Here is a 23510-nt window from a genome sequence, read left to right on the forward strand (position 1 = left end):
GCCTTCGCGCTGACTGAAACCGAATTTTAAGGACCCACAGATAATGGCTATCGAAATCAAAGCCCCGTCATTCCCGGAATCGGTTGCCGATGGCACCGTTGCCACCTGGCACAAGAAACCAGGTGAGGCCGTCAAGCGTGACGACCTGATCGTCGACATCGAAACCGACAAAGTCGTGCTCGAAGTGTTGGCTGAAGCAGACGGCGTGCTGGGCGCAATCGTTGCCGAAGAGGGCGCTACCGTTCTGTCGAACCAGGTTCTGGGCTCGATCGAAGAGGGCGGCGCTGCTGCTGCCGCTCCTGCCGCCGCTGCTGCTCCGGCTGCTACTGCCGCTGCCGCACCAGCTGCTGCCGATGGCGAAGATGACCCGATCGCAGCTCCTGCCGCTCGCAAGCTGGCTGAAGAGAACGGCATCAACATCGCTTCCGTTGCCGGTACCGGCAAAGGTGGTCGTGTGACCAAGGAAGACGTGGTAGCAGCAGTTGCTGCGAAGAAAGCCGCTCCGGCTGCCGCGCCTGCCAAGGCTGCTGCTCCTTCGGCTGCTGCGCCTGTGTTCGCTGCCGGCGACCGCATCGAGAAGCGCGTACCGATGACTCGCGTACGGGCCACCGTGGCCAAGCGTCTGGTTGAAGCCCAGTCGAACATGGCGATGCTGACCACGTTCAACGAAGTCGACATGACCGAAGTCATGGCCCTGCGTTCGAAGTACAAGGACCTGTTCGAGAAGTCCCACAACGGCGTACGCCTGGGCTTCATGTCGTTCTTCGTGAAAGCGGCCACCGAAGCGCTGAAACGCTTCCCGGCTGTCAACGCGTCGATCGACGGCGGCGACATCGTTTACCACGGCTATGCGGACATCGGCGTTGCCGTTTCCAGCGACCGTGGCCTGGTGGTACCGGTTCTGCGTAACGCCGAGCTGATGAGCCTGGCTGAAATCGAAGGCGGCATCGCAACATTTGGCAAGAAAGCCCGTGACGGCAAACTGTCGATGGACGAGATGACCGGTGGTACCTTCACCATCACCAACGGTGGTACCTTCGGTTCGATGATGTCGACACCGATCGTCAACCCGCCGCAGGCAGCGATTCTGGGCATGCACAACATCATCCAGCGTCCGATGGCCATCAACGGTCAGGTCGTGATCCGTCCGATGATGTACCTGGCTCTGTCCTACGATCACCGCCTGATCGATGGCAAAGAAGCTGTGACCTTCCTGGTGACCATCAAGAACCTGCTGGAAGATCCGGCTCGTCTGTTGCTGGATATCTAAAAAGCAGCTGCAAGCTTTCAGCTACAAGCCTCAAGCTCAAGGCGAGCGGGTGGACTTGCAGCTTGAAGCTTGCGGCTTGTAGCTTTATTGCTAAAGAGGATTTTTTGAATGTCGCAGAAATTTGACGTAGTAGTGATCGGTGCCGGCCCTGGTGGCTATGTAGCGGCCATCAAGGCTGCTCAGTTGGGCCTGACCACTGCCTGCATCGAGAAGTACACCGACGCAGAGGGCAAGCAAGCCCTGGGCGGTACCTGCCTGAACGTGGGTTGCATTCCTTCCAAGGCGCTGCTCGACAGCTCGTGGAAATACAAGGAAGCCAAAGAGAGCTTCAACGTTCACGGTATCTCGACCGGCGAAGTCAAAATGGACGTCGCTGCGATGGTTGGCCGCAAGGCTGGCATCGTCAAGAACCTGACCGGCGGCGTTGCCACCCTGTTCAAGGCCAACGGCGTTACTTCGATCCAGGGCCACGGCAAGCTGCTGGCCGGCAAGAAAGTCGAAGTCACCAAGCCGGACGGTTCGGTTGAAGTCATCGAAGCGGAAAACGTCATCCTCGCGCCAGGTTCGCGTCCGATCGACATTCCACCGGCTCCGGTTGACCAGAAAGTCATCGTCGATTCGACTGGCGCTCTGGAATTCCAGTCCGTACCTAAACGTCTGGGCGTGATCGGCGCTGGCGTGATCGGTCTGGAGCTGGGTTCGGTATGGTCGCGTCTGGGTGCAGAAGTGACTGTTCTCGAAGCACTGGACACTTTCCTGATGGCAGCGGACACCGCTGTTTCCAAGGAAGCGCTGAAAACCCTGACCAAACAGGGTCTGGACATCAAGCTGGGCGCTCGCGTTACCGGTTCGAAAGTCAACGGCGAAGAAGTCGTCGTCAACTACACCGATGCCAACGGCGAACAGACCATCACTTTCGACAAGCTGATCGTAGCCGTTGGTCGCCGTCCGGTGACCACTGATCTGCTGTCTGCCGACTGCGGCGTGGAAATCGACGAGCGCGGTTTCATCGCGGTCGATGACCATTGCGTCACAGCTGTACCGGGCGTCTTCGCCATCGGTGACGTGGTTCGCGGCATGATGCTGGCCCACAAGGCCTCGGAAGAAGGCATCATGGTTGTCGAGCGCATCAAGGGCCACAAGGCTCAGATGAACTATGATTTGATCCCTTCGGTTATTTATACTCACCCGGAAATCGCGTGGGTTGGCAAAACCGAGCAGGCGCTGAAGGCCGAAGGCGTTGAAGTCAACGTCGGCACCTTCCCGTTCGCCGCTTCCGGCCGTGCCATGGCTGCCAACGATACCGGTGGTTTCGTCAAGGTCATCGCCGATGCCAAGACCGACCGCGTATTGGGCGTGCACGTGATTGGCCCGAGCGCTGCAGAACTGGTTCAGCAGGGCGCGATCGGTATGGAATTCGGCACCAGCGCTGAAGACCTGGGCATGATGGTTTTCTCCCATCCGACCCTGTCCGAAGCCTTGCACGAAGCTGCTCTGGCAGTGAATGGCGGCGCCATTCACATTGCCAACCGCAAGAAGCGTTAAGACATAATAAGAAACCACGGCGGTAGCGGCCCGTCGTGAGCCTTGCGAGCAAGACTCACCGCGGAATGTCCGCCGGACGCAGTCTTGCGTAGCCCAGCTACGCAAGCAGCAGTCACAGGTGGCGCGGCACTCAAACGAGCGCAGCGCCGAATGCGCAGTACCTAACGAAGACGGTAAAAAGCATGAATCTTCACGAGTATCAGGGTAAGCAGCTGTTCGCTGAATACGGCCTGCCAGTTTCCACTGGTTATGCAGTAGACACCCCGGAAGCAGCAGCAGAAGCTTGCGACAAGATCGGCGGCAACGAGTGGGTCGTCAAAGCCCAGGTTCACGCCGGTGGTCGCGGTAAAGCGGGCGGCGTAAAGCTGGTTCGCAGCAAAGAAGACGCCAAAGCCTTCGCACAGCAGTGGCTGGGCAAGCGTCTGGTGACTTACCAGACTGACGCCAATGGCCAGCCAGTCACCAAGATCCTGGTTGAATCGTGCACTGATATCGCTAAAGAGCTGTACCTGGGCGCTGTCGTTGACCGTTCGAGCCGTCGCATCGTGTTCATGGCTTCCACCGAAGGTGGCGTGGACATCGAGAAAATCGCTCACGACACTCCAGAAAAAATTCTCAAGGCCACTATCGATCCACTGGTTGGCGCTCAGCCATCCCAGGGTCGCGAGCTGGCATTCCAGCTGGGTCTGGAAGGCAAGCAGGTCACTCAGTTCGCCAAGATCTTCGTAGGTCTGGCCAAGCTGTTCAAAGACCACGACCTGGCTCTGCTGGAAGTGAACCCGCTGGTGATCAAGGCTGACGGCGATCTGCACTGCCTCGACGCGAAGATCAACATCGACGCCAACGCCATGTACCGTCAGCCTAAGCTGAAGGCTTTCCACGATCCGTCGCAGGACGATCCGCGCGAAGCGCACGCTGCCAAGTTCGAACTGAACTACGTAGCCCTGGAAGGCAACATCGGCTGCATGGTCAACGGTGCCGGTCTGGCCATGGGTACCATGGACATCGTCAACCTGCATGGCGGCAAGCCAGCCAACTTCCTCGACGTAGGTGGTGGCGCTACCAAGGAACGCGTTACTGAAGCGTTCAAGATCATCCTGTCCGACCAGAACGTCGCGGCAGTACTGGTCAACATCTTCGGCGGCATCGTTCGCTGCGACATGATTGCCGAAGGCATCATCGGCGCTGTGAAAGAAGTCGGCGTGAAGATCCCGGTTGTTGTTCGCCTTGAAGGCAACAACGCTGAGCTGGGCGCTAAAGTACTGGCAGAAAGCGGTTTGAATATCATCGCTGCTACCAGCCTGACCGACGCTGCTCAACAAGTTGTCAAAGCTGCGGAGGGCAAATAATGAGCGTCCTGATCAACAAAGACACCAAAGTTATCTGCCAGGGTATTACCGGTTCGCAAGGTAGTTTCCACACCCAGCAAGCCATCGAATACGGCACCAAGATGGTTGGTGGCGTAACTCCAGGCAAGGGCGGAACCGAGCACCTGGGTCTGCCAGTGTTCAACACCGTTAAAGACGCAGTAGCTGCCACTGGCGCTACCGCCAGCGTGATCTACGTTCCGGCTCCGTTCTGCAAGGACTCGATCCTGGAAGCGGCATTCGGCGGCATCAAGCTGATCGTCTGCATCACCGAAGGCATTCCTACCCTGGACATGCTGGACGCCAAAGTTAAGTGCGACGAGCTGGGCGTAGTCCTGATCGGCCCTAACTGCCCAGGCGTGATCACCCCAGGCGAATGCAAGATCGGCATCATGCCAGGTCACATTCACTTGCCAGGCAAGGTCGGTATCGTTTCGCGTTCCGGCACCCTGACCTACGAAGCTGTGAAGCAGACCACTGACGCCGGTTTCGGTCAGTCGACTTGCGTCGGCATCGGCGGTGACCCGATCCCGGGTTCGAACTTCATCGACATCCTGAAGCTGTTCCAGGAAGACCCGAAGACCGAGGCGATCGTGATGATCGGCGAGATCGGCGGTTCGGCTGAAGAAGAAGCGGCTGCCTACATCAAGGCTAACGTGACCAAGCCGGTTGTTTCCTACATCGCTGGTGTGACTGCTCCTCCGGGCAAGCGCATGGGCCATGCTGGCGCAATCATCTCTGGCGGCAAAGGCACTGCAGACGAGAAATTCGCTGCGCTGCAAGACGCAGGCGTTAAAACCGTGCGTTCGCTGGCAGACATCGGCAAGGCCTTGGCCGAGCTGACTGGCTGGGAAGTGAAGAAGTAAGCTTCGGCTGACTTTTTAGCTCCAGCAGCAAAGGCCACCTTCGGGTGGCCTTTGTCGTTTCTGGCGTATGAGAATTTTGAGCGCTGTTGTGGCGAGGGGATTTATCCCCGCTGGGCTGCGAAGCGGCCCCTATGCTAGCGTCCATGATCAGTCAGGCAGTTCCAGCTCGGATTCTTTGGGACTGCTGCGCAGTCCAGCGGGGATAAATCCCCTCGCCACAGGTTTGCTGTGATGAATACGTGTTCTCTGTATGAAAAATAGATATGTAAACGCGACACGGAAACGTCGCGTATCGGATAGTTCGCCCTCCAACAGTGCGTTTGTCAGCCAAATTCGTTAGGCTGGCCGCCATTTTTGCGTCCGCCGCCCACAAGGCAGTCACGCGCTTTAAGGGTCAGTCCCATACGGATCGACAGCATTTCCCTAATCCAACAGGGCAATCCCCCTCTAAATTCCGATTTCAGTAGTGTGGTATTTCCTTAATGAAAGTTTTGAAAGGTCAGGACATCCTGGCACTTGGTTTTATGACGTTTGCCCTGTTTGTCGGGGCCGGTAACATCATTTTCCCGCCGATCGTTGGCTTGCAGGCCGGGCCTCATGTCTGGATGGCCGCGCTGGGCTTTCTGATTACCGCCGTCGGTTTGCCGGTGGTCACCGTGGTGGCGCTGGCCAAGGTCGGCGGCGCGATGGATGCGCTGAGCAGCCCGATCGGCAAGATCGCCGGCGGTATCCTCGCGGCGGCATGCTATCTGGCTGTGGGTCCGCTGTTCGCCACTCCGCGTACCGCGACCGTTTCCTTCGAAGTGGGTCTGGCGCCATTGACCGGTGAGAGCCCGCTGGCGCTGTTCCTCTACAGCTCGGTGTACTTCCTCTTGGTGTTCTTCATTTCGCTCTACCCTGGGCGTTTGCTGGATACCGTGGGCCGCTTCCTCGCGCCGCTGAAAATCATTGCGCTGGCAGTACTGGGCATTGCCGCGTTCGCCTTGCCGGCGGGTAACATCGGTCACGGCACTCCAGAGTATGTGGCGGCACCGTTTTCCCAAGGCTTCATCAATGGTTACCTGACCATGGATACCCTCGGCGCACTGGTATTCGGCATCGTTATCGTCAACGCGATCCGCTCCCGTGGCGTCGAGTCGCCAGCGCTGATCACCCGTTACGCGATCATTGCCGGGCTGATTGCCGGCGTCGGTCTGGCGCTGGTCTACGTCAGCCTGTTCCGCCTCGGTTCCGGCAGCCATGAAGTCGCGGTCGGCGCCACCAACGGCGCGGCGGTGTTGCATGCCTACGTGCAGCACACCTTCGGTTCGCTGGGCAGCGGTTTCCTTGCGGTGCTGATCTCGCTGGCGTGTCTGGTCACGGCGGTTGGCCTGACCTGTGCCTGTGCTGAGTACTTCAGCCGTGTGCTGCCACTGTCCTACAAGACGCTGGTGATTATCCTCGCAGCGTTCTCGCTGCTGGTCTCCAACCTTGGTCTGACCAAGCTGATTGCTTTCTCGATTCCAGTACTCACCGCGATCTACCCGCCGTGCATCGTTCTGGTCGCACTGAGCTTCTGCAAGGATTTCTGGCATGAGCACGGGCGCATTCTTGGCCCGGTGATGCTGGTTTCCTTCGTTTTCGGCACCATCGACGCCCTGAAAGGCGCTGGTCTGGCCGACTGGATGCCAACTCAGCTGACCCACCTGCCGCTGAGCGAGCAGGGTCTGGCGTGGCTGGTGCCGTGCGTGATGACCCTGGTGGTGGCCGTGGTCTGCGATCGCCTGCTGGGCAAGCGCAGCGAAGTCACTGCCTGACGGGGTTCGGACCCGCCACAAGTGGGTCAGCCCCGGTTAAACAGAAATGCCCCGTATCAATCGATACGGGGCATTTTTTATCAGAGCTGATAATCCTCAGCCCAGATAACGTACGACCAGAGCTCCCACATTGACGTTGTCGCTGTCACGGCTCAGGAGTATTCGCTTGTCGGGCTGTACTGCCACCGAGATCCATTGCATACCGGGCCCCATAGAGTGAGTTACGTATCCCTTGCCATCTCCAAAGGTTGTGTCCAGTTCACCCGTTGCCAGATAGCGGCAGGCAAGCATTTGCTCCCTGGTTATTTGCCCTGTACTCCCCACCACAACCAAGCCATCCTCAGGCTCTCCACTTAGATCGAACAAAGTGCAACCGTCGGTTAATCCAAGATCAGTGACAACAGGCTTACCCTGATTGAATGCGAGATTTGGTCTACCGTTCGGGTTGTACGCGGCCATCATTGCTTTGCGTCCTTTACCCCAAACGTCGTCAGGAGATGTGTCGACTTGGCCGGCAACAAAGAAGCTGCCGTCAGCACGTAACATCAGGCTTCGTACGCTGGCCGGGTAATCCGATGGAATGTAGACGGTCCCGGTGCCATCATCGCCGAAGTCTTTATGGGGTGTTCCATCGACGTTCAGGCGCACAATCTTTCCTTCTCCAGCCCTCGAACCTGTGACTGTGATTACTCCATCCTCTGCTACTGAAACCGAAGCAATGCCCATTGCAAGATCCAGCCAGCCTTGGTTGTTGAAAGCGGTATCGAAATCTCCTTTCTGATCAAGTCTGAACAGTCGGTCGCTTTGACCGACGAGTATTTTTTCATCAGCAGTCAGTACTAACCTGGTTCTGGATTGCGACTTGATGGAAGCTTCCGGTTTTGGCAATTGCGATTCGGACTGTGGCAGGAAAGGGACGTAAACCGTCCCATCGGGACCGAAATCGCGATCTCTTTCACCATCAGCGAAGAATCTGGCAAGCGCAAATCGGGTTCCTTGGTCCTCATCATATTGATACCCAAAAAGCAGCGCCTTACCGTCTTTATAAAGACAGGCGCCAGTGCCGCTGGCTTGTCCCGAACCTGTAAACGTACCTACGATCAAACCGTTTTCGTTGAAGCCAGTATCGTTAGTACCGTCTGCCAGTAATTGCGCCAAATGAAAACTGGCCTTGCCCTCTACAAAAGTTTGTCCCACGAGAAGGATCTTTCCATCCGGGCGCAAGCCTGCGATGTTCAAAGCCTGGCTTCCCGCAGCAAATGACTCGGCGTACCCCCGGTTGCCAAACGTTGTGTCAATGGGCAGCGCAGCGTTCAAAGGTGTCATGCTCAAATCCTTGTCTGATAGGGAAGCGGTCAGTGTTCTCGTTTGAGAAAACGACCTTATGCCTCGCCATACCCTCGGCGCTACTGTCAGAGTTGACAGGTATAAGCCTTTGAAAGCTGATAGCTGCGGTCTATTTTGAATGTATTTGACTCTTCAATGAGCGTGTCTTTTTACGAGCCAACACGTCGAAACGAAGTGTTCCCTCCATCATTCCTCTTGCTCAGGACAACGAATGTCGTTCATCCAAGCCAATCTGATCCACCTGCTCGCCGCCGTCTGGTTTGTCGTCTGCTGGGGCGGTTACACCCGTTATGCCACCTGGAAGGCCCGTGATACGGCGTGTCTGGCCAGCGTGTTGCACCTTTACCGCGAAGACTGGATGCGCCGCATGCTGCTGCGTGACAACCGCATCGCCGATGCCAGCGTGATCGGCAATCTGGAGCGCAACGCCTCGTTCTTCGCATCCAGCACGCTGATCATCCTCGCCGGTATTCTCACCGTGCTCGGTGCGTCCGACCGAGCCGTGTCGTTGTTGGCGGATATTCCGATGGTGCAGCAGGCGTCGCAGGGCATGTCGGAGATCAAGTTGCTGTGCCTGGCACTGGTGTTCGTCTATGCGTTCTTTACTTTCAGCTGGTGCATGCGCCAATACAACTTCGCGGCGATTCTGGTCGGTTCAGCGCCGATGATCGGCGAGCGCCAAGTGACCGAGCAGGAACGCAAGGCCTTCGCTTCACGGGCGGCGCGGGTGATTTCGATGGCGGCCAACCAGTTCAACTTCGGCCTGCGCTCTTATTACTTCGGCATGAGCATGCTGGCGTGGTTCGTCAGCCCGTGGCTGTTCATGATCATGAGCGCGGGCGTGGTGGTGGTGTTGTATCGCCGCGAGTTTCATTCCGACGTTCTCGATGTCATGGTCTATACCCCTACAGAGGCGCCCGTCCCTGAGGCGAACAAAGAGGCTGTTTGATGAGTATTCCGTTCTGGTGTGTGTTTATCAGTGCTTTATTGATCTACGTGGCGCGCATGCCGGTGGCCAAGGCCATGAAAGAGCAGGGCGGGTATGACAATCACTTGCCTCGGCAGCAGCAGGCGCAGTTGACCGGCTTCGGTGCGAGGGCGCTGGCGGCCCATCAGAACAGCATCGAGGCCTTCATTCTGTTCGCGGTCGGTGTGCTGATGGCGCACACCACGCAAACCGCGGGTTGGCTGATCGATGCGCTGGCGATCATCTTCGTGATCTCGCGAGTGTTCTATCTGTGGTTCTATCTGGCGGATCTGGCGAAGTTGCGCAGCCTGATGTGGCTAGTTGGCTTCATCTGTTCGTTGTTGCTGATGATTAGTCCGACTTTTAGAACCGTGTTGCTCTAACCGGTAAATCGCAGGCAAAAGAAAACCCGCACTTGGCGGGTTTTCTTTCACACCACAAAGCTTATTGCTTTTTGGCGGCTTCTTCTTGAGCAGCGGCGTTCGATTCAGCCTGAGCTTTGGCAGCTTCGGCGTTTTCTTTTGCTGCGTCGTTCACTTTATCCTGAGCTTTGTTCATGTCTTGCTGAGCTTGCTCAGCATGTTGGTTGGCATCTTGAGCTTTGTCCTCGGATTTTTTATCGCAGGCAGCGAGACCGAGGGAAGCGGTCAACATCAAGGCAATAGCTAAAGTCTTACGCATGGGGTGTATCTCCTTATGGAAAATAACTACTGGCCTTAAGAACTCGGCGCTACGGGTTAAGTTCCTCAATTGTTTCAGATATATAAGTTTGTTTTATCACGGAACTTTTGCCGCTTTTCTCACTACTGGCATAAGGCCCAAACGCGAGTAATTATCACATGGCCGAAAACCCCGTTTTTGAGCGCGCGACGCGCTTTTTATCGGCATTGCGCCACTGTCAGGTCTTGGGTCTGCAAGTGCACAGTGCCTCCAGCGAAGGGCTGACGGTGATCCTGCCGTACAGCGAAAAAATCGTCGGCAATCCCGAAACCGGAGTCATCCACGGCGGTGCCATCACTTCATTGATGGACACTGCATGCGGCATGTCGACCCTGTGCGTGCTGCCGGAGTTCGAAGTCTGTCCGACCCTCGATCTGCGCATCGACTACATGCACGCCGCTGAACCGAACAAAGCGGTGTACGGTTTTGCCCAGTGCTATCGCGTCACCACCGACGTGATCTTTGCCCGTGGTTTTGCTTACCAGGACGATCCCGAGCAACCGATTGCCCACGTCGTCGGCACATTCATGCGCATGGGCATCGGTCTGAAGGGCAGCAAGGGTTTCGCGGGCGCGATCAAGGGAGCGAGCCAATGAGCAACGATCTCAGGGAGCAGCTGCAACAGGCTCACGCGCAGGGCGATTACGCGCCGCTGCTGGCGTTGATTCCTTATGCCGGGCTGATCGGTATCGAATGTTCGCGGGTTGGCGATGAGCTCTTGTTCAAGCTGCCGGCGAACAAGGACAACATTGGTAACCCTTTATTGCCGGCCATCCATGGTGGCGTGATTGCCGGCTTCATGGAGCTGGCCGCAGCCCTGCATTTGCTGATTTTCACCGGCACGCCGGGTGTGCCGAAGATCATCGATTTTTCCCTCGATTACCTGCGCGCCGGGCAGTTTCGCGACACTTGGGCCAGGTGTCAGGTCTGCCGTCAGGGCCGTCGCGTCGCTAACGTAGCGGTAACTGCCTGGCAGAGTACCGAGGCCGAACCGATCGCCACCGCCCGCGCGCACTTCAAAATTGATGAGCCCTTGAAATCCTGAACAGCGCCCCCAACTCAGATGACAACCCGCCGCAGACCATTTCGGGTCGCGGCCACTGCCATCTGATTGGAGTTTGATGACCATGAGTGTGGAAACTCAAAAGGAAACCCTGGGCTTCCAGACCGAGGTAAAGCAGCTGCTGCACCTCATGATCCATTCGCTGTATTCGAATAAGGAAATTTTCCTTCGCGAATTGATCTCGAACGCCTCTGACGCTGTCGACAAGCTGCGCTTCGAAGCCCTGGCCAAGCCTGAGTTGCTCGAAGGTGGCGCTGACCTGAAAATCCGTGTGAGCTTCGACAAGGACGCCAAGACCGTCACCCTCGAAGACAACGGTATCGGCATGAACCGTGACGATGTGATCACCCACCTGGGGACCATCGCCAAATCCGGCACCGCCGACTTCATGAAAAACCTGTCCGGCGATCAGAAGAAAGATTCGCACCTGATCGGCCAGTTCGGTGTCGGCTTCTATTCGGCCTTCATCGTCGCCGACAAGGTTGATGTTTACAGCCGTCGCGCCGGCACTGCCGCCAGCGAAGGCGTGCACTGGTCGTCGAAAGGCGAGGGCGAGTTCGAAGTCGCCACCATCGACAAGCCAGAGCGCGGCACCCGCATCGTCCTGCACCTGAAATCCGGCGAAGACGAATTCGCTGATGGCTGGCGTCTGCGCAACATCATCAAGAAGTACTCCGACCACATCGCTTTGCCGATCGAACTGCCGAAGGAAGTCACTGCGGCCGAAGGCGAAGAGGCTCCAGCCGTTGAATGGGAAACCGTCAACCGTGCCAGCGCCCTGTGGACCCGTCCGCGCACTGAAGTCAAAGACGAGGAATACCAGGAGTTCTACAAACACATCGCTCACGACTTCGAAAATCCGCTGTCGTGGAGCCACAACAAGGTTGAGGGCAAACTCGAGTACAGCTCTCTGCTGTACGTGCCGGCCCGCGCACCGTTTGACCTGTACCAGCGTGAAGCGCCGAAAGGCCTGAAGCTGTACGTGCAGCGTGTGTTTGTGATGGATCAGGCCGAGTCGTTCCTGCCGCTGTACCTGCGCTTCATCAAAGGCGTGGTCGATTCCAACGACCTGTCGCTGAACGTGTCGCGTGAGATCCTGCAGAAAGACCCGATCATCGATTCGATGAAAACCGCGCTGACCAAGCGTGTGCTCGACATGCTGGAAAAACTGGCGAAGAACGAGCCTGAGCAATACAAAGGCTTCTGGAAAAACTTCGGTCAGGTCATGAAAGAAGGCCCGGCAGAAGATTTCGCCAACAAAGAAAAAATTGCCGGTCTGCTGCGTTTCGCATCGACCCAGGGCGACGACGGCGAGCAGGTTGTCGGTCTGGCTGACTACCTGGCCCGCGCCAAGGAAAGTCAGGACAAGATCTACTACCTCACCGGCGAAACTTACGCGCAGGTCAAGAACAGCCCGCACCTGGAAGTCTTCCGCAAGAAAGGCATCGAAGTGCTGCTGCTGACCGATCGCATCGACGAGTGGCTGATGAGCTACCTCAGCGAATTCGACGGCAAGACGTTTGTCGACGTGGCGCGCGGTGACCTCGATCTGGGCAACCTGGATTCGGAAGAGGACAAGAAAGCCGCAGAAGAAGTCGCCAAGTCCAAAGAAGGCCTGGTCGAGCGTCTGAAAACTGCTCTGGGTGATTCCGTGGCTGAAGTCCGCGTATCCCATCGTCTGACCGATTCGCCGGCCATTCTGGCCATCGGCGAACAGGACCTGGGCCTTCAAATGCGCCAGATCCTCGAAGCCAGCGGGCAGAAAGTCCCGGATTCGAAGCCGATTTTCGAATTCAACCCAAGCCACCCGCTGATCGAGAAACTCGATGGCGAGCAGAGCGAAGAGCGTTTTGGCGACCTGTCGCACATCCTCTTCGATCAGGCCGCCCTGGCGGCGGGCGACAGCTTGAAGGATCCGGCCGCTTACGTGCGCCGGCTGAACAAGCTGCTGGTTGAACTGTCGGTTTGATCACGTTGTAGGAAAAACCCGCTTCGGCGGGTTTTTTCGTTCTGGTGTTTACTCAATCAGGAGTCAGAAATGAGCCAAGTCACTGTACGTTCCGTGGTCTATCAGATTGACGGCCAGGCCTATGAAGGTCGCCTGGCGTTCGATGCCGAGCATAAGGCTGCGCGCCCGGGTTTGCTGATGGCGCCGAACTGGATGGGCGTCAGCGCCGGTGCCGAAGACATCGCCAAAGCGGTAGCGGCCAAGGGTTACGTGGTGCTGATCGCGGATGTCTACGGCCAGAGCGTGCGTCCGCAGAACGCTGATGAGGCGCTGGCAGCGATGATGCCGCTCAAGGACGACCGCGCGCTGTTGCGCAAACGTCTGCAAGTGGCTTTCGAGCAATTGCAGAGCCAGGGCGAAGCCGCGGTGGATACTTCGAAACTGGCGGTGTTCGGTTTCTGCTTCGGTGGTTGCTGTGCGCTGGACCTGGCCCGCACGGGTGCGCCGGTGAAAGCGGCGGTGTCGTTCCACGGCACGCTGGATTCGCCGAACCCGGCGGATGCGAAGAACATCAAGGGCTCGGTGCTGGTGCTGCATGGCGCATCCGATCCGTTGGTGCCGAAGGAGCAACTGCCAGCGTTCGAAGAGGAAATGAACGCAGCGAAGGTCGACTGGCAACTGTTCAGCTACGGCGGCGCGGTGCACTCGTTTACCGATCCGCACGCCAACGTACCGGGCAAGATGATGTACGACGAAAAGACCGCCAAGCGCGCGTTCAAGTCGATGCATGATCTGCTGGATGAAGTGTTCAACGGTTAAAAGCGAAAAGCGAAAAACCCCTCACCCTAGCCCTCTCCCGGAGGGAGAGGGGACTGATTGGGGGGGCTCGGGAGTGGCGTCGACCTGAACGTGAATAGGCGAATCCATAATCGCCGAGATTTTTCAGGTCGATGTATAACGCAAGACACCTCACCCCAGCCCTCTCCCTCTGGGAGAGGGCTGGGGTGAGGGTAAGCGGCCTAGCGCGGTAATTCGATCCGCTCGACTTCCCCCGGCACCGTCGGCCAATCCTTGGCCGCCCACTTGCGCCGTGCCTCATCAATCGCCGCCGGATCACTAGCAACAAAATTCCAATTGATCCGTCTCGGTCCGTCCAGTGCCGCGCCGCCGAACACCACCGCGTGCACATCGCTTTCGGCAAACAGGCTCATCTCTTCGCCGGCCGGCAACACCACCAGCGCATGCGGCTCGATCGCCTCGCCATTCAACTGCGCATCCCCGCTCAACACATACACCGCGCGTTCTTCATGCTCGGCCGGAATCAGCAATGTGGTCGCGGTCTGCATCTTCACTTCCGCATACAACGTAGGAGAAAGCACCGGCACCGGCGATTCCAGGCAAAAGCCTGACCCGGCAATCATGCGAATCTGCACGCCAAGGTTATCGCTGACCGGCAACGTCGCTGCCGGGTGATGGCTGTAATGCCCCGGGCCCTGTTCGTGCGCCTTGGGCGAGGCCAGCCAGACTTGCAGGCCGTGCAGGGTGAAGGTTTCGGCGAGCAGTGGCGCAGGCGTGCGCTCGACGTGGGCGATGGCGCTGCCAGCGGTCATCCAGCTGACATCGCCGGCGCCGACCACTTGATCGGAGCCCAGACTGTCCTTGTGCTGCAATTGCCCTTCGAACAGATAGGTAAGTGTCGACAGGCCAATGTGCGGATGCTGTCGGATGTCCATACCTTTGCCCGTCGGATAAATCGTTTCGAGCATGTGGTCGAAAAACACGAAAGGCCCGACGTTGCGGCATTTGGCTGACGGCAGCGGGCGCAGAATCGGCTGGCCTTCAACGTCTTCGGCGCGCGGGCGGATGATCAGGAGTGGCGTGTCCATGGTGCATTCCAGGCTGAGCGGGTGATGCCAGAAGCATAACCCGCCGCTGGCATCGGGAGGATTATTGGCTGTCGAAGCCTTGTGGTGCGTGAGTTTCGATGCTGACTTCGCTGGTGGTCATCAATTTGTGAATCGGGCAGCGATCGGCCACACGCAGCAGTTCCTCGCGCTGGGCGTCGGTGAGTACGCCTTTAAGGGTAAGGGTGACATGCAGGGCGTATTTGCCTTTCTGTTCCTGGCTGTTGTCGCGCTTTACCTCGACTCCCACGCCTGTCAGCGGGATGTTTTTTTTCTTCGCATACATCTTCACAGTCAGCGCTTTGCAGGCGCCCAGCGCAGCGTCGAAGTAATCGTGTGGCTCTGGTGCGGTGCCTCCACCTCCGGCGGTTTTCGGTACATCGGCAAACAATTCGTGGTCGTCGATCTGGACGGTGTGACGAAAACCTTCGGCAGAGACGGTATTGACGGTAACAGTCATGGAAACCTCACAGGCGGCAGGAGAAATCGTTCGATCAAAGCAGACCTTGCAGTTATAGAGCATTCGCGGCAGTGGGCGTTCCGCTTTTCGGCAGGGATGAACCCTTGTCGTTCGGGCGCGGTCTAGGCTATGCCCATCTGCCGGAGATTACTTGTGTCCTTGTCTCGTCTGAGTCTTGCCTGTCTGCTGCTGTTCGCTGGCAGCGCCAGTGCCCGCGAATACACCTACAGCGATGCGCACCTGCATTACGTGGATTTTTTCCAGGAAAGCGCCGGCATGCAGAAATTGCTCACGGCCATGAAAGAAAATTCCATCGAGCACGTCATGATTTCCGGTATTCCCGTGGCGAAGAAATGGCATGAAGACGAACCCAAGCGCCCGCGTTATTACGCCGGCGATGACGCCGATGCCTATTGGTACAGCGCCACCGATGTGATCATTGCCGATGCGGTGCAGAAACTCGCGCCGGAGCAGCGCCAGTACTTTCATCCGTTCCTGTCCGGCTTCAATCCCAATGACAAGAATTCCGCCGCGCACATCCAGCGCATGCTCGACCTGTATCCGGGTTTGTGGCAGGGCATCGGCGAGGTGTTCACCCGGCACGATGACCTGACCGCGCTGACCTCCGGCGATACACCCCGGGCCAACAACGAGGCGATGACCAAGATCTATCACCTCGCCGCGGAAAATGATCTGCCGGTGATGCTGCATTCCAACATCACTTCCAAGCGTGAGAAAAATCCGCTGTACCTGAAGGAGGTCGAAGAGCCGCTGCGCAATCATCCGCACACGCGATTCATCTGGGCGCACGCCGGCACCAGCGCCGAGATCCATCGGCATCAGACCCAGTTGCCGTTTCTCCTGCCAACCCTGACGCGCATGCTTGAGGTTTATCCGAATCTGTTTATCGACCTGTCGTGGAGCATGCTCACGCCGTACTTGCTGGACGAGCAGGGCAAGCCCCGCGCCGAATGGCTGGCGCTGGTGGAAAAGTATCCCGAGCGCTTCATGCTCGGCTCTGACGTAGTAGGACGGTTCAACAAACTCGGTCAGGAAATGCACAGCTACAAGCCGTTTCTCGATGCGCTGCCGGAAGCGGTGGCGCGCAAAGTCGCGCGGGATAACTTCCTGGCGATATTGCCGCGCAACACGGAAAAACCCGCTGCTCCGCGCTGAAACGTCAAAGCCAGGGGTTCGGACTAGCCGCTCGTCTGCCTATCGCCTTTTCGTCTTACGCAATTTCACGGCAATGCCGATACCTTCTAAAGCAACCCGCTGCAGGCTGATGCAGCGCTTTTGGAAGGAGCCAGAGTGATGAATATCCGTAGTCTCAATATTGCCCCGCGTGCCGGTCTCGGTTTTGGCCTACTGGCCTTGATGGTGTTCGCCCTTGGCGCGTTCGCCTTGCTGCAAATGTCGAACATGCGTGCGCAGTCCGATGAAGTCGACAACAACTGGCTGCCAAGCGTGATGGCGGTCGGTGAGATGAGTCAGGACATGCTGCGCCTGCGCGCACTGACCATGCGCCTGTTGCTCAACCGTGACCCCAAGGCACTGGAGCAGAATGTCGCCAAGCTCGACGAGCTGCGCAGTGGCTTGAGCGAAGCGCAGCAGCGTTATGACGCGTTGATCGTTTTGCCGGAAGAGCGCGTATTGTTCGAACGCTTCAAGGGCACCGAGCACAAATACCTTGAGCTTCAGGCACAAGTCCTACAGCTGTCAGCGCAGAATCGGGTGGCAGACGCTTCGGCGATTCTCAATGATCAGATGAGTCCGCTGGCCGATGAAATCGCTGCCACCCTGCGTCAGCTGGTCGAGTTGAACAAGCAAAATGCCGGTCTCGCCACTGAGGCAGCGCGCTTGGTCTTCAAGCAATCGAGGCTGTGGGTTGCAGTAATGATCGCCATGGCTGCGCTGATTACCGTCGGCCTGGCGTTGCTGCTGACGCGCAGCATTGTCGTGCCGTTGTCGCAATCGCTCAGCGTGGCCGAAGTCGTGGCCGGCGGTGATTTGACCTGTGACATTCAGATCACTGGCAAAGACGAGCCGGCGCGCCTGCTGCAAGCGCTGAAAAGCATGCAGCACAATCTGCGCGACACGATCCGGCGCATTTCCGAGTCGTCGACCCAGTTGGCCTCGGCCGCCGAAGAACTCAGCAGCGTCACCGAAGATGCCACTCGCGGCTTGCATCAGCAAAGTCAGGAAATCGAACAGGCCGCCACTGCGGTCAACCAGATGACGGCGGCGGTGGAAGAGGTGGCGAACAACGCCGTGGCCACGTCTGAAGCTTCCCGCGAATCCGACCGCATCGCCCGCCAAGGGCGCGAGCAAGTGCAGCAGACGGTGACGTCGATCGAGTTTCTCGCTGGCGATGTCACCAATAATGCCGCGCAGGTCGAGGCGCTGGCACAAAAGGTTCATGGCATCAGCAAAGTGCTGGACGTGATTCGCTCGATTGCCGAACAGACCAACCTGCTCGCCCTCAACGCCGCGATCGAAGCCGCGCGCGCCGGCGATGCCGGGCGTGGCTTTGCGGTGGTGGCTGATGAAGTGCGGGCGCTGGCTCATCGCACCCAGCAGTCGACCCAGGAAATCGAGCAGATGATCGGCGGGATCCAGCAGGGCACCGATTCGGCGGTCAGTTCGATGCAGCAGAGCAACTCAAGGGCGCGCTCGACCCTCGAGCTGGCGAAGAGCGCAGGCTCGGCCCTGGACGAAATTGCCTCGGCGTTTACCTTGATTAACGAGCGCAATCTGGTCATCGCCAGCGCCTCGGAAGAGCAGGCAGCGGTGGCGCGCGAGGTGGATCGCAATCTGATGAATATTCGTGATCTGGCAATGCAGACATCGGCAGGGGCCAATCAGACCAGTGCGGCCAGTCAGGAGTTGTCGAAGTTGGCGGTGGATCTGAACGGGATGGTGGCGCGGTTTTCGGTGTGAGTTTGACCTTCAAAAGCCCCTCACCCTAACCCTCTCCCGGAGGGAGAGGGGACTAATCCTGCGATGCTTTGGAATCCATATTCGACTCGGTTTCTCAGGTCGATGGTTAGCGGCAGACACCTCGGTCGGCTCCCTCTCCCTCGGGAGAGGGCTGGGGTGAGGGGTAGGCCGCCGCGCAGTATCATCGAACAGATAAACAAAAGCCCCGCGTTCGCGGGGCTCTTTGTTCTGCTATGGATCAGCTGCCTTTAACGGTTTTGCCGTTAACCGTGCCGTCCTGGAGCATGATGTTGTACTCCTTGCCGTCAGTCTCGACCTGTTGCAGACGCACCAGCAGGTAATCCCAGTCCTTGGCGAACCACAGCACGGTGATGCGCTTGCTTTGTGTCGGATCGCGCACGCGTTCGACCTTGATCGCGTCGATCTGGCCGGCCTTGGTGTCGACCTTTTCCGAACCCAGCACGCGGAAGTCATAGGTATCGACTTCGCCATCATCAACCACCTGATAGCTCATGCTTTTCTTGCCGGCGGCAACGTCGTGCTGCAGCGCCAGTTGGTAGGTCGACTTGTCGACCATGCCACGGTTCAGCGGGATTTTCACCGCGTCGCCACGGTCGGTGCCGGTCACCAGTTTGTTGGCCCAGTCGAAGTCCAGATCAGCTTTTTTCGCTTTGCCCAGACCGCCACGTTCAAAGTGGTAGGACTGCGGCAGCAGGGTGTCCTTGTCCAGCTTCAGGGTGCTTTCTTCAGTCAGGCTGGCGATCATCATCGAGGCCTTGAAGCTGAGTTTCCAGACGCCGTTGGCTTCCTTGGTCAGGCTGCGTTCGGCGGTGCCGCTCATGGGCAGCTGCTTCCAGTCGGCGGTGTAACTTGCGGAGAACGGTTGAAGGTCCGCTGCCTGCGCGAAGGGCAGGGCGAGCAGAGCGCAAGCGAAGAGCAGGGCGCGACGCATAATATCTCCTAGTGTCGAATCAAGTGGCCGCTGGCGGCGAGTAACTGGCCGTCGAGTAAAGCACCCTGGTCACCGAGTGTCAGCCTGCCTTCGGCAAACCAGCGTACTGCCATCGGGTAGATCAGGTGTTCCTGAGCGTGGACTCGTTGCGCCAGACTCTGCGGCGTGTCATGCAACTCTACCGGTAATACTGCTTGTACGACCAGTGGTCCGCCATCGAGTTCCTCGGTGACGAAGTGCACGGAGCAGCCATGTTCCGTGTCGCCGGCCTCCAGCGCACGCTGATGAGTGTGTAACCCCTTGTATTTGGGCAGCAGCGACGGGTGGATGTTGAGCAGGCGACCCTGGTAGTGGCGCACGAAATCAGCGCTGAGAATGCGCATGAAGCCGGCCAGTACCACGAGTTTGGGGTTGAATTGGTCGATCAGTTCGATCAGTGCGGCATCGAAGGCCTCGCGGCCCTCGAATGCCTTGTGATCCAGCGAGCGTGTGGCGATACCCGCATCGCGGGCGCGTTGCAGGCCGTAGGCGTCGGCGCGGTTGGAAATCACCGCAGCAATGCGGACCGGGCTGTCGCCGGTCCGCGTGCTGTCGATCAGAGCCTGCAAGTTACTGCCGGTGCCGGACAACAGCACCACGACATCACAGGACTTTGGCATCAGTGAGCCTTGAGGTTCTTCAGCTCGACCTGCGCAGCGCCCTCGGCGGCCACGGCGATCTGACCGATGACCCAAGGCTGCTCGCCAGCGTCACGCAGAGTGTTCAGGGCCACTTCGACGTGCTCCTGAGCTACGCAGATGACCATGCCGACGCCGCAGTTCAACACGCGGTGCATTTCGGTTTCATCAACGTTGCCTTTCTCTTGCAGCCAGTCGAACACGGCCGGGCGAGTCCAGCTGGCCACATCAACTACAGCCTGAGCGCCTTTTGGCAGTACGCGCGGGATGTTGTCGAGCAGGCCGCCACCGGTGATGTGGGCCATGGCCTTCACAGCGCCAGTGTCCTTGATCAGCTTGAGCAGTGGCTTGACGTAGATGCGGGTCGGGGCCATCAGCAGGTCGGTCAGCGGTTTGCCGTCGAGCTGGGTGTTTTCGATGTCGGCGCCGGAGACTTCGATGATCTTGCGGATCAGCGAGTAGCCGTTGGAATGCGGGCCGGACGATGGCAGGGCGATCAGCGCGTCACCGGTGGCGACTTTCGAGCCATCGATGATTTCCGCCTTTTCCACGACGCCGACGCAGAAGCCGGCCAGGTCGTAGTCTTCGCCTTCATACATGCCTGGCATTTCAGCGGTTTCGCCGCCAACCAGCGAGCAACCCGACAGTTCGCAGCCAGCGCCGATGCCGGTAACCACTTGGGCAGCGGTGTCGACATTCAGTTTGCCGGTGGCGTAGTAGTCGAGGAAGAACAGCGGCTCGGCGCCGCACACCACCAGATCGTTGACGCACATGGCGACCAGGTCGATGCCGATGCTGTCGTGCTTGTTCAGGTTCAGCGCCAGACGCAGCTTGGTGCCGACGCCGTCGGTGCCGGAGACCAGCACTGGCTGCTTGTAGCCGGCCGGGATTTCGCAGAGGGCGCCGAAACCGCCCAGGCCGCCCATGACTTCCGGGCGCGCAGTGCGCTTGGCGACGCTCTTGATGCGTTCGACCAATGCTTCACCGGCGTCGATGTCTACACCGGCGTCCTTGTAGCTCAGGGAGGGTTGCTTGCTCATGATCCAGGCCTTTAGGGGAGGGGATTCAGGGGGTAACGACCGAGTTCAGCGGGAACATCGAACTCGATGGGCGATCGCCTCACGCGAGTTTCGAGGGGCCCGGCTGTTGCCGGTCTGCGAAGGCGCGCGATTTTATCAGGCTTGAGGGGCAGCGGCCATCCTCGCACCGACGGGCAGGGCCATATCGGCGGAAATTTTTTGCAATCGCAGGGTATGAGTGCCTGTATAAGGTGTGGCGATTAACCGTCTATCGTTAGGACTGTGCAAAAACTTACCGCCACCGTGTGAATGTTTTGCCAGGGGTGGGGGTCACAGCCTTGCTCAAACGGTTCACGCGGCGTGTTCCAGCCGCTCCTGTCGACGGGAATTTTCCATGCGTTTTTGTAAATTATTGTTTGTAGGCTGCCTGACGCTGGTCAGCCTGGCGAGCCATGCCGAAAACCTCAAAGGTCTGTATCAGGTGCGTCAGCCAGTCAACGGCCAGGCGCCGCAAGAGCGCGATCGCGCCACGCAGGCGGCGCTCGATACCTTGGTGCTGCGCCTGACCGGCGACCCGAAAGCCGCGCAGAACCCGGGGCTGGCGCCGATTCGCAAGGATCCGCAGCAGATCATCAGCCAGTTCGGTTTCGATGCCGGGCCACCGGAAGTGCTGAAAGTCGACTTCGATCCGGCAACCACCGAGCAGGCCTTGCGCCGGGCCGGGTTGCCGGTGTGGGGCGCCAGTCGACCGTCGATCCTCGGCTGGTGGCTGAACGATTCAACTGAAGGTGCGAGCCTGGTCGGTGACGGTCAGGCCGCAGCCGCAACGTTGCGCACGGCCGCACAACATCGCGGTTTGCCACTGCGTTTGCCACTGGCTGATCTCAGTGAGCAACTGGTCGCCACCGCACCGGCGCTGGAAAGCGCTGATCCCGCGCCTCTACGCAGTGCTTCGGAACGCTACAACGCTGACGCCTTGCTGGCGGTGCACGCGCGCGAAGAGGGCGGGCAGTGGCAGGCAAAATGGCGCTTGTGGCTCGGTGATCAGAAAGAGGCCGGCAGCGTACAGGGCGCCGATCAGGCAGCTGTCGCCGATGCGGTGATGCTGGCGGTGGCCGAGCGTCTGGCACCGCGATTTGTCGCCAAGCCCGGCGCATCGGGTCAGCAGACCCTGGAAGTGCAGGGCATGAATCTGGAGCATTATGCGGCGCTGCTGCGGTTACTCGAACCGTTCGGCGTGCGTCTGCAAAGCGTGCAGGGTGATCGGATCGTCTACCGGGTCAATGGCAGCGTCGATCAATTGCGCGCGCAATTGTCGCTGGCGAAGTTGCAGGAACTGCCGGCCGAAGCGCCGGCCCCGGTGGCGCCTGCCCAGCCAGCGGCGGATGGTACGCCTGCGGTCGCAGCGCCAACCCCGGCAGCGGCGGCACCGTCGTTGCGGTTCCGCTGGTAAGTCTTTCCTTATATAGAAGCATCAGGAGTGGTAAATGGCCGATACGCGGCGTTGGTTCTGGCTCGGTGGGGTAGTCCTGCTTTGCGCGTTTGTATGGTTGCTGCACCCGATCCTCACGCCGTTTCTGGTCGCGTTGTTGCTGGCTTATCTGTTCGACCCGCTGGTGGATCGTCTGGAACGGCTCGGGCTGTCGCGAACCTGGGGTGTGATCGCCGTGTTTGCCTTGTTCACCTTGATCGTCACGGCGTTGCTTCTGGTGCTGGTACCAATGCTCGCCAAGCAGTTGCTGCGTCTGTACGAGCTGGCGCCGCAGATGCTCGACTGGTTGCAGCACACCGCTGTGCCGTGGGCGCAAGCGAAACTGGGGCTGTCGGACGGCTTCTGGAAATTCGATAAGGTCAAAGCTGCGATCAGCGAGCACATGGGCCAGACCACCGACATCGTCGGCGTGGTGCTGAGTCAGGCGACGGCCTCGAGCCTGGCGCTGATCGGCTGGCTGGCAAACCTGGTGCTGATTCCGGTGGTGAGCTTCTACCTGCTGCGCGACTGGGACGTGATGATGGGCAAGATCCGCAGCCTGCTGCCCCGTGATCGCGAAGAGCGCGTGGTTGCGCTGGCGGGCGAGTGCCACGAAGTGCTCGGCGCGTTTGTGCGCGGGCAGTTGCTGGTGATGGTTGCGTTGGGGGTGATCTACGCGGCAGGCCTGATGATCGTCGGTCTCGAGCTGGGGCTGTTGATCGGCCTGATTGCCGGACTCGCGGCGATAGTGCCGTACATGGGTTTTGTCATTGGCATTGGCGCGGCGCTGATCGCCGGATTGTTCCAGTTCGGTGGCGATCTGTACCCGATGGTCGGGATCGTCGCAGTGTTCATGGTCGGTCAGGCACTGGAAGGCATGGTGCTGACGCCTCTACTGGTCGGGGACCGCATCGGCCTGCACCCGGTGGCGGTGATCTTCGCGATCCTTGCTGGCGGCGAGCTGTTCGGTTTCACCGGCGTTCTGCTGGCGTTGCCGGTGGCGGCGGTGATCATGGTGCTGGTGCGTCATGTCCACGACTTGTATAAGGATTCCGGGATCTACAGCGGCGTCGACGAACCCGAGCTGTGATGCGAGGGCCAGCCCGGCGCTTGGCCGGGCTGGCCCGTGTCGTGCAGGCGAGGGCGCCAGAGAATCCGTCACAAAACCGCTGCGTCAACGCAAACCTTTGATTTTGCT

22 protein-coding genes and 1 pseudogene are annotated in these 23510 nt (G+C 58.8%); 16 read left to right on the forward strand and 7 right to left on the reverse strand.

Features of this window, described 5'->3' with window-relative positions; all coding sequences use genetic code 11:
* Positions 1–43 precede the first annotated feature (43 nt).
* The 5 genes from odhB (at position 44) to brnQ (ending at position 6844) form a co-directional block, all read left to right on the forward strand.
* On the forward strand, positions 44–1270 hold the full coding sequence (odhB, locus tag V8J63_RS05630; RefSeq protein WP_024012151.1) for a 2-oxoglutarate dehydrogenase complex dihydrolipoyllysine-residue succinyltransferase: 1227 nt from the start codon (positions 44–46) through the stop codon (positions 1268–1270).
* Positions 1271–1378: 108 nt separating this feature from the next.
* On the forward strand, positions 1379–2815 hold the full coding sequence (gene lpdA / locus V8J63_RS05635) for a dihydrolipoyl dehydrogenase (protein WP_016773678.1): 1437 nt from the start codon (positions 1379–1381) through the stop codon (positions 2813–2815).
* Between the two features lie 182 nt (positions 2816–2997).
* A complete protein-coding gene (gene sucC, locus V8J63_RS05640; RefSeq protein WP_016773679.1) occupies positions 2998–4164 on the forward strand; it encodes an ADP-forming succinate--CoA ligase subunit beta in 1167 nt (388 codons plus the stop codon).
* A complete protein-coding gene (sucD, locus tag V8J63_RS05645; RefSeq protein WP_016773680.1) occupies positions 4164–5048 on the forward strand; it encodes a succinate--CoA ligase subunit alpha in 885 nt (294 codons plus the stop codon). Before sucC ends, sucD begins: the two co-directional genes overlap by 1 nt.
* Before the next feature lie 482 nt (positions 5049–5530).
* Positions 5531–6844: a branched-chain amino acid transport system II carrier protein gene (gene brnQ, locus V8J63_RS05650; RefSeq protein ID WP_125927002.1), complete on the forward strand. Its 1314-nt coding sequence runs from the start codon at positions 5531–5533 to the stop codon at positions 6842–6844.
* 96 nt (positions 6845–6940) lie between these two features.
* On the opposite strand, the gene V8J63_RS05655 is transcribed toward brnQ, so the two are convergent.
* A complete protein-coding gene (locus tag V8J63_RS05655) occupies positions 6941–8170 on the reverse strand; it encodes a hypothetical protein (protein WP_336463733.1) in 1230 nt (409 codons plus the stop codon).
* A gap of 232 nt (positions 8171–8402) precedes the next feature.
* Here V8J63_RS05655 and V8J63_RS05660 point away from each other — a divergent pair, with 232 nt between their 5' ends.
* Positions 8403–9140 (forward strand): DUF599 domain-containing protein, encoded by a 738-nt coding sequence (locus V8J63_RS05660; protein ID WP_016773682.1) that lies wholly within the window; start codon positions 8403–8405, stop codon positions 9138–9140.
* Positions 9140–9541, forward strand: coding sequence for an MAPEG family protein (locus V8J63_RS05665; RefSeq protein ID WP_016773683.1), 402 nt, complete (start codon positions 9140–9142; stop codon positions 9539–9541). The genes V8J63_RS05660 and V8J63_RS05665 overlap by 1 nt, the downstream gene beginning before the upstream one ends.
* A gap of 61 nt (positions 9542–9602) precedes the next feature.
* Here the strand turns inward: V8J63_RS05665 and V8J63_RS05670 are convergent, their stop codons facing one another.
* Complete coding sequence (locus tag V8J63_RS05670) at positions 9603–9839, reverse strand: hypothetical protein (RefSeq protein WP_007959016.1); 237 nt, start codon at positions 9837–9839, stop codon at positions 9603–9605.
* A gap of 158 nt (positions 9840–9997) precedes the next feature.
* Here V8J63_RS05670 and V8J63_RS05675 point away from each other — a divergent pair, with 158 nt between their 5' ends.
* From V8J63_RS05675 to V8J63_RS05690, 4 genes are all read left to right on the forward strand, one after another.
* A complete protein-coding gene (locus V8J63_RS05675; RefSeq protein ID WP_024012154.1) occupies positions 9998–10474 on the forward strand; it encodes a PaaI family thioesterase in 477 nt (158 codons plus the stop codon).
* Complete coding sequence (locus V8J63_RS05680; RefSeq protein ID WP_016773686.1) at positions 10471–10923, forward strand: PaaI family thioesterase; 453 nt, start codon at positions 10471–10473, stop codon at positions 10921–10923. The genes V8J63_RS05675 and V8J63_RS05680 overlap by 4 nt, the downstream gene beginning before the upstream one ends.
* Before the next feature lie 82 nt (positions 10924–11005).
* Complete coding sequence (gene htpG / locus V8J63_RS05685) at positions 11006–12910, forward strand: molecular chaperone HtpG (protein WP_336463734.1); 1905 nt, start codon at positions 11006–11008, stop codon at positions 12908–12910.
* Between the two features lie 69 nt (positions 12911–12979).
* Positions 12980–13708, forward strand: a complete 729-nt coding sequence (locus V8J63_RS05690; protein ID WP_336463735.1) for a dienelactone hydrolase family protein — start codon at positions 12980–12982, stop codon at positions 13706–13708.
* A 200-nt stretch (positions 13709–13908) separates the two neighbouring features.
* Here V8J63_RS05690 and V8J63_RS05695 read toward each other — a convergent pair whose 3' ends face one another.
* The gene (locus tag V8J63_RS05695) at positions 13909–14775 is read right to left on the reverse strand and encodes a pirin family protein (RefSeq protein WP_130902186.1); all 867 of its coding nucleotides are present in this window, start codon (positions 14773–14775) and stop codon (positions 13909–13911) included.
* A gap of 61 nt (positions 14776–14836) precedes the next feature.
* Complete coding sequence (locus tag V8J63_RS05700) at positions 14837–15253, reverse strand: OsmC family protein (RefSeq protein ID WP_130902185.1); 417 nt, start codon at positions 15251–15253, stop codon at positions 14837–14839.
* A gap of 129 nt (positions 15254–15382) precedes the next feature.
* Here V8J63_RS05700 and V8J63_RS05705 point away from each other — a divergent pair, with 129 nt between their 5' ends.
* The 3 genes and pseudogenes from V8J63_RS05705 (at position 15383) to V8J63_RS27715 (ending at position 18193) form a co-directional block, all read left to right on the forward strand.
* Positions 15383–16429, forward strand: coding sequence for an amidohydrolase family protein (locus V8J63_RS05705; RefSeq protein WP_130927498.1), 1047 nt, complete (start codon positions 15383–15385; stop codon positions 16427–16429).
* Between the two features lie 138 nt (positions 16430–16567).
* Positions 16568–17338 (forward strand): annotated as a pseudogene (locus V8J63_RS27710) (MCP four helix bundle domain-containing protein); the annotation flags it as partial.
* Entirely contained in the window at positions 17330–18193 is an 864-nt protein-coding gene (locus tag V8J63_RS27715) for a methyl-accepting chemotaxis protein (protein WP_442963513.1), read from the forward strand. The pseudogene V8J63_RS27710 and the gene V8J63_RS27715, both read left to right, overlap by 9 nt.
* A gap of 238 nt (positions 18194–18431) precedes the next feature.
* On the opposite strand, the gene V8J63_RS05715 is transcribed toward V8J63_RS27715, so the two are convergent.
* Genes V8J63_RS05715 through purM form a run of 3 tightly spaced genes read right to left on the reverse strand, consistent with a single transcriptional unit; the run spans position 18432 to position 20862 of the window.
* Entirely contained in the window at positions 18432–19145 is a 714-nt protein-coding gene (locus V8J63_RS05715; protein ID WP_016773693.1) for a DUF3108 domain-containing protein, read from the reverse strand.
* A gap of 8 nt (positions 19146–19153) precedes the next feature.
* Positions 19154–19804, reverse strand: a complete 651-nt coding sequence (gene purN, locus V8J63_RS05720; RefSeq protein WP_024012162.1) for a phosphoribosylglycinamide formyltransferase — start codon at positions 19802–19804, stop codon at positions 19154–19156.
* The gene (gene purM / locus V8J63_RS05725) at positions 19804–20862 is read right to left on the reverse strand and encodes a phosphoribosylformylglycinamidine cyclo-ligase (RefSeq protein WP_016773695.1); all 1059 of its coding nucleotides are present in this window, start codon (positions 20860–20862) and stop codon (positions 19804–19806) included. Before purM ends, purN begins: the two co-directional genes overlap by 1 nt.
* A 373-nt stretch (positions 20863–21235) precedes the next feature.
* Here purM and V8J63_RS05730 point away from each other — a divergent pair, with 373 nt between their 5' ends.
* Positions 21236–22294, forward strand: coding sequence for a DUF2066 domain-containing protein (locus V8J63_RS05730; protein ID WP_122611622.1), 1059 nt, complete (start codon positions 21236–21238; stop codon positions 22292–22294).
* 34 nt (positions 22295–22328) lie between these two features.
* Complete coding sequence (locus V8J63_RS05735; RefSeq protein WP_016773697.1) at positions 22329–23402, forward strand: AI-2E family transporter; 1074 nt, start codon at positions 22329–22331, stop codon at positions 23400–23402.
* The last annotated feature ends 108 nt before the right edge of the window (positions 23403–23510 follow it).

Source organism: Pseudomonas sp. CCNWLW23 (assembly GCF_037095675.1).
Lineage (GTDB): Bacteria > Pseudomonadota > Gammaproteobacteria > Pseudomonadales > Pseudomonadaceae > Aquipseudomonas > Aquipseudomonas atacamensis.

Excerpts from the sequence above, each read along its gene's own strand:
- lpdA (WP_016773678.1), top strand. The coding sequence starts at position 1,379 with ATGTCGCAGAAATTTGACGTAGTAGTGATCGGTGCCGGCCCTGGTGGC.
- V8J63_RS05735 (WP_016773697.1), top strand. The coding sequence starts at position 22,329 with ATGGCCGATACGCGGCGTTGGTTCTGGCTCGGTGGGGTAGTCCTGCTT.
- purN (WP_024012162.1), bottom strand. The coding sequence starts at position 19,804 with ATGCCAAAGTCCTGTGATGTCGTGGTGCTGTTGTCCGGCACCGGCAGT.
- V8J63_RS05690 (WP_336463735.1), top strand. The coding sequence starts at position 12,980 with ATGAGCCAAGTCACTGTACGTTCCGTGGTCTATCAGATTGACGGCCAG.
- purM (WP_016773695.1), bottom strand. The coding sequence starts at position 20,862 with ATGAGCAAGCAACCCTCCCTGAGCTACAAGGACGCCGGTGTAGACATC.
- V8J63_RS27715 (WP_442963513.1), top strand. The coding sequence starts at position 17,330 with ATGCAGCACAATCTGCGCGACACGATCCGGCGCATTTCCGAGTCGTCG.
- htpG (WP_336463734.1), top strand. The coding sequence starts at position 11,006 with ATGAGTGTGGAAACTCAAAAGGAAACCCTGGGCTTCCAGACCGAGGTA.
- V8J63_RS05670 (WP_007959016.1), bottom strand. The coding sequence starts at position 9,839 with ATGCGTAAGACTTTAGCTATTGCCTTGATGTTGACCGCTTCCCTCGGT.
- V8J63_RS05665 (WP_016773683.1), top strand. The coding sequence starts at position 9,140 with ATGAGTATTCCGTTCTGGTGTGTGTTTATCAGTGCTTTATTGATCTAC.
- sucD (WP_016773680.1), top strand. The coding sequence starts at position 4,164 with ATGAGCGTCCTGATCAACAAAGACACCAAAGTTATCTGCCAGGGTATT.
- V8J63_RS05730 (WP_122611622.1), top strand. The coding sequence starts at position 21,236 with ATGCGTTTTTGTAAATTATTGTTTGTAGGCTGCCTGACGCTGGTCAGC.
- V8J63_RS05700 (WP_130902185.1), bottom strand. The coding sequence starts at position 15,253 with ATGACTGTTACCGTCAATACCGTCTCTGCCGAAGGTTTTCGTCACACC.
- V8J63_RS05660 (WP_016773682.1), top strand. The coding sequence starts at position 8,403 with ATGTCGTTCATCCAAGCCAATCTGATCCACCTGCTCGCCGCCGTCTGG.
- V8J63_RS05655 (WP_336463733.1), bottom strand. The coding sequence starts at position 8,170 with ATGACACCTTTGAACGCTGCGCTGCCCATTGACACAACGTTTGGCAAC.
- odhB (WP_024012151.1), top strand. The coding sequence starts at position 44 with ATGGCTATCGAAATCAAAGCCCCGTCATTCCCGGAATCGGTTGCCGAT.
- V8J63_RS05680 (WP_016773686.1), top strand. The coding sequence starts at position 10,471 with ATGAGCAACGATCTCAGGGAGCAGCTGCAACAGGCTCACGCGCAGGGC.
- V8J63_RS05675 (WP_024012154.1), top strand. The coding sequence starts at position 9,998 with ATGGCCGAAAACCCCGTTTTTGAGCGCGCGACGCGCTTTTTATCGGCA.
- sucC (WP_016773679.1), top strand. The coding sequence starts at position 2,998 with ATGAATCTTCACGAGTATCAGGGTAAGCAGCTGTTCGCTGAATACGGC.
- brnQ (WP_125927002.1), top strand. The coding sequence starts at position 5,531 with ATGAAAGTTTTGAAAGGTCAGGACATCCTGGCACTTGGTTTTATGACG.
- V8J63_RS05715 (WP_016773693.1), bottom strand. The coding sequence starts at position 19,145 with ATGCGTCGCGCCCTGCTCTTCGCTTGCGCTCTGCTCGCCCTGCCCTTC.
- V8J63_RS05695 (WP_130902186.1), bottom strand. The coding sequence starts at position 14,775 with ATGGACACGCCACTCCTGATCATCCGCCCGCGCGCCGAAGACGTTGAA.
- V8J63_RS05705 (WP_130927498.1), top strand. The coding sequence starts at position 15,383 with ATGCCCATCTGCCGGAGATTACTTGTGTCCTTGTCTCGTCTGAGTCTT.